This window comes from Rickettsia sp. (genome assembly GCF_965035265.1).
In genome coordinates this window covers 1-4,201 of record NZ_CBCDJS010000103.1, presented here as the reverse complement: position 1 = coordinate 4,201, position 4,201 = coordinate 1, and the positions used below count along the sequence as shown (strand labels likewise).

Below are 4,201 nucleotides of genomic sequence, written 5' to 3'. Positions count from 1 at the left end.
AATTCTAATACTATCTTGGTCTTTTCTTCGGCACTGAAATTCCGAAACTGTTTCTTAGTCATTCTTACCTCTTAAGTTATTTGGTCTATTCTAACTTATTACCAAGCAAACCTAACTATTTTTTTGTTCAGTTTTTTCAGGCTATTATAAAGTAAGTCCTTAGGATTAAATAATATTTTAACTTTACAATTAAAAATTAATAGAAATTCAATATTTTATGTAGATAAACAATATAGATTACAAAAAATTACTTTAATTTTCGGTGTTAGTTCGTTTTTAATTTTTTCAATATTTTTATATTTTTATTTAAGAGTAAGTAATCATATAACAAGACAATTCAAAATATTAAATCAAGACATATATGATGAGAAAAAAATTAATACGGCATTGCTTAATAATATTAAAGTTGACCATCACTTAAAGAAACTCTTTATAAGAAAATTAACGGAAATGTATTTAAAGCAAGAATTAGGAGAAACATATGAACCAAATAATATTTCATTCAAAAATCAGCTATTTCCTATATATTTAACCGATATATCTCCTGCTAAAATTAACATAGAAAACTTAACTAAGCTGTTGCAGGATTATTTTGCTCCTTACTTTACTAAAATCGGTCTTAGAGTTACTAGTAACATAAAGGATATTGAGCTTAACTGCTCTATCGAAGTTTTTTACCAATTAATATTTAGTTTGGTATTTAATTTAGTAAAATTTATGGATAGGCAAAGCAATGTACCTCAAATACTTAAAATAGATTTTAAGCAAGATAAAATTACCATTGTTAATGATTGTTTCCCTTTAGATGAAAGAAAAATGATTAAGTTATCGGATATTATAATAGAAGAATATATAGATGTATTTATTTTAAACTGTCATAAGATATTTAAATCTCTCAAAGAACATAAATTTAAATATAGTATCTTTTCAAATAATAGATCAAACACAATAGAAATTATTTACCCTCCGTTAAATAAATCAAATAATGAGTCTAATAAAAATATGGGCAGAATATTAGATATTACTAAATATATGAATAGATCATAATTTATATTTTTCTTGCACGCGTTGGTGTAATATCCACTCAATAACTTGTTTATCAATATTTTCGTCAGGTAATGAACGATAATAACGAAATACTTCACTTAAAACTTGAGTAAATTCTAGTTCAGAAACTACTAGATTTAATTCATTTATTGTATTTATTATTTTAGGAAAAGTTTTTTCCAATAAACTATAATCATGTTTATTAAGATAATCGTTAACTTTAATAGCAGGATCATACAAATCTTTTATTGTAACACCCAAGGTATCAGCTATTGTTTGCAAGATTTCTGCAGAAGGCTTTTTAGATATACCTTTAATAATATTATATACGCTGTTTTTCTTTAAATCTGACTTTCTTTCAAGCCCTGTAATTTGAATATTACGCTCTTTTATAAATTTATACAAATTTTTTTGTAATACCGTATCTGACATACGTTTTTAAATTACCATTGTATTTTTATAACAAATTTTAAGTATTTTTATAAATATTAAACCAATTAATAAACATTATTCATTGACTTTTTATCCAAAAGTACTAGAACATAATTACATATATGTAATTGTGCTTATTGGTTGAATATAATACGACCAAAATATCGTACGATTACAAACATATCAAGATGTTTTAAATAAAGCAAGAGGATATCACGCTTTGCTATAAGTTTAAGTGCTTTCTTGAATGAGTTTTAGGAATTTTGTGTACAAATTTTAATTTTTATATACAGAGAGCCTAAATGATCGGCGTTATTATGCTTTAGGTAATTAAGTTCTTACTTAAAGCACCAATAAAAATGGAAAAATATTTTATGAACAAGACAGAAACAGGAAGTTTTAACTGTGAAAAAAAACTGGATATAAGTTTAGAAAAATTTTCTAAACAGATAAATGACATTAAAGAGTCATTGGATATATTTTTATTAGACAAAGAGTATATTTTAGAATCAGACGACGAGGATGATGATGACTATAATGAGGTATGGATAAAAATTTCATCTGTGAAGGAAAATTAAATTAATCTATTTTGGCTCTTTTTGACTATAAGTTATAAGATTTTTTTGAAATAGGAACAACCATTATTATAAAAACCTTATTAATTTTCACTTAAAAATATCTAAAAATACAAATAATTTAATTTTTCTTCACAAAATCTAGAATTTTTTCTGATTAGTGCAATAAAAAAGCCGGAGGCGGTAAGAATAATTCCAAGCCAAATAAAGCTCATCATTGGCTTGTAATATATTTTAGCATGAATTATATCGCCGTCTATATTACTTAAAACAGCGTAAAGATCATATGATAAGTAAGAGTATATATCGCTTTCTTGCGATAAACTTTTTTCAACTATATAAAGTCTATTTTCCGGCTTTAATATAGTTATATTACGGCTATTATCTTCAAGCCAAAATTCAGCGATTTGTCTATAATAATTTTTACCTTGAGCAAATTTAATATTTTGCAATGTTACTTTAAATTCGTTAAATGTTTTACTTGTTCCCACCTCTCCGGTAAAATCCATTTCACTTTGTAATAATGCATTCATAGTGATACTAAAGCTAATCATGGCGAAACCAAAATGCCCAAGGATCATACTAGCGTTACTTGCTTTAAGTTTATTTCTAAAATAATTGGTTTTAATCAAAAGATAATGCACATTATGAAGCATCAGAAATATAGATGCGATTATAGTTAAAATCGATATGGTACTAAATGTTACTTTTGATGATATTAAATAAGTAATTATTAGAGATAATATTAGAATAATAATATGTTTTTTAATAGAGCTTTTGGTAGTAAATAATCCTATGGTACAAAGAATAGGAATAACGAATATAATAAAATTGTTGATGAAAAACGTCTCACTAATAATAATAGGTTTATCATCAAATAAAGAGTAAATTGGTGGGTAAAGGGTAGCACATATTAGGACGATAAGACTAAGCAGGAAGAATATGTTGCCGAGGAGTATTCCGAGTATGTCATGCTGTGGCTTGACCACGGTATCTTGTAAAACAGTCTGTGATGGTAAACTTCTTGAGATCCCGCGGTCAAGCCTCGGGATGACACAGAGTCCACCAATCCCCATAATCAAAAATATCCCAAGTAAGTACATTCCTCTCTCAGGTGAGAATGCAAAAGAGTGAATAGAGGTAATAAAACCGGATCGGACTAAAAAAGTACTAAATATTACCAACAAGAAAGTAACTATTGATAAAATTATAGTCCAGGGGTCTATACGATTTGTTTTGGTAGTAACTATTATAGAATGATGTAGCATAATTCCGGATAACCAAGGAAATAGCGAAATATTTTCTACTGGATCGAAAAACCAAAATCCACCCCAACCGAGTTCTCTATATGCCCACCAAGAACCAAGACTAATTCCGATAGTAGTAAATAAGATGCCGATATTTGAAAATATTTTGAGAAGCCTTATGTCATTAATGGATTCCTGCTTTCGCAGGAATGACATAGAAAGGGACGAGAATGACATAGAGGCACAAACAATAGTAAAAGGTATGGCGTAGCTAACATAGCCGAGATAAAGTAAAGGGGGGTGGATGCTCAAAGCAATGTCTTGTAGCATCGGGTTTAGCCCGAGTCCCTCTTTAGGGATAAAGGAAAAAACGTTAAAGGGATTAGAAGTAAAATAAATAAAACTGCTAAAAAGTAATTGTATAGCTGATAATATGATGATAGATAAAAGTTTAAGCTGTTTATCTTTGGCTAAAAATATATAACAGCAGCTGATAATTTGTAATAAACAAAACCATAATAACATTGAGCCTTCGTGACTCGACCAGCTACCGGCTATTTTATATATTAACGGTTTTAAAGTACTAGAATTTAGAAAAACATTTTGTAGTGAAAAATCGGAAACAATGAAAGCATAGACTAGGGTAACAAAAGCAAGTATAGCACATAAGGCGGCTATGTAGAAAGGAAGAGTGATGAAGTATATGTCATTCCTGCGAAAGCAGGAATCCAGTCTTTTATAAAATAAAGATTTTTTCTGGATTCCCGCTTTCGCGAGAATGACATAAGAGACAAAAGTTACATAAACAACCGACATCCCACTTAAGCACATCGTAGCTAGCAGTAAAAAATTACCGATGTTACTCACCGTTTTGTGCTTCCTGGGTAGTAGGTAGTACAG

4 protein-coding genes are annotated in these 4,201 nt (G+C 28.6%); 2 read left to right on the top strand and 2 right to left on the bottom strand.

Features of this window, described 5'->3' with window-relative positions:
- The first annotated feature begins 450 nt into the window (after positions 1–450).
- A complete protein-coding gene (locus tag AC1Z7D_RS06165; protein ID WP_482602898.1) occupies positions 451–1,047 on the top strand; it encodes a hypothetical protein in 597 nt (198 codons plus the stop codon).
- On the opposite strand, the gene AC1Z7D_RS06160 is transcribed toward AC1Z7D_RS06165, so the two are convergent.
- Positions 1,042–1,479: a helix-turn-helix domain-containing protein gene (locus tag AC1Z7D_RS06160; protein WP_482602897.1), complete on the bottom strand. Its 438-nt coding sequence runs from the start codon at positions 1,477–1,479 to the stop codon at positions 1,042–1,044. The two genes, AC1Z7D_RS06165 and AC1Z7D_RS06160, sit on opposite strands and share 6 nt — an antisense overlap.
- 359 nt (positions 1,480–1,838) lie before the next feature.
- Between AC1Z7D_RS06160 and AC1Z7D_RS06155 the strand changes: the two genes are divergently transcribed.
- Positions 1,839–2,057, top strand: a complete 219-nt coding sequence (locus AC1Z7D_RS06155; RefSeq protein ID WP_482602895.1) for a hypothetical protein — start codon at positions 1,839–1,841, stop codon at positions 2,055–2,057.
- 101 nt (positions 2,058–2,158) lie between these two features.
- On the opposite strand, the gene AC1Z7D_RS06150 is transcribed toward AC1Z7D_RS06155, so the two are convergent.
- Complete coding sequence (locus AC1Z7D_RS06150) at positions 2,159–4,033, bottom strand: heme lyase CcmF/NrfE family subunit (RefSeq protein ID WP_482602899.1); 1,875 nt, start codon at positions 4,031–4,033, stop codon at positions 2,159–2,161.
- Positions 4,034–4,201: the final 168 nt, after the last annotated feature.

Excerpts from the sequence above, each read along its gene's own strand:
- AC1Z7D_RS06155 (WP_482602895.1), top strand. The coding sequence starts at position 1,839 with ATGGAAAAATATTTTATGAACAAGACAGAAACAGGAAGTTTTAACTGT.
- AC1Z7D_RS06165 (WP_482602898.1), top strand. The coding sequence starts at position 451 with ATGTATTTAAAGCAAGAATTAGGAGAAACATATGAACCAAATAATATT.
- AC1Z7D_RS06160 (WP_482602897.1), bottom strand. The coding sequence starts at position 1,479 with ATGTCAGATACGGTATTACAAAAAAATTTGTATAAATTTATAAAAGAG.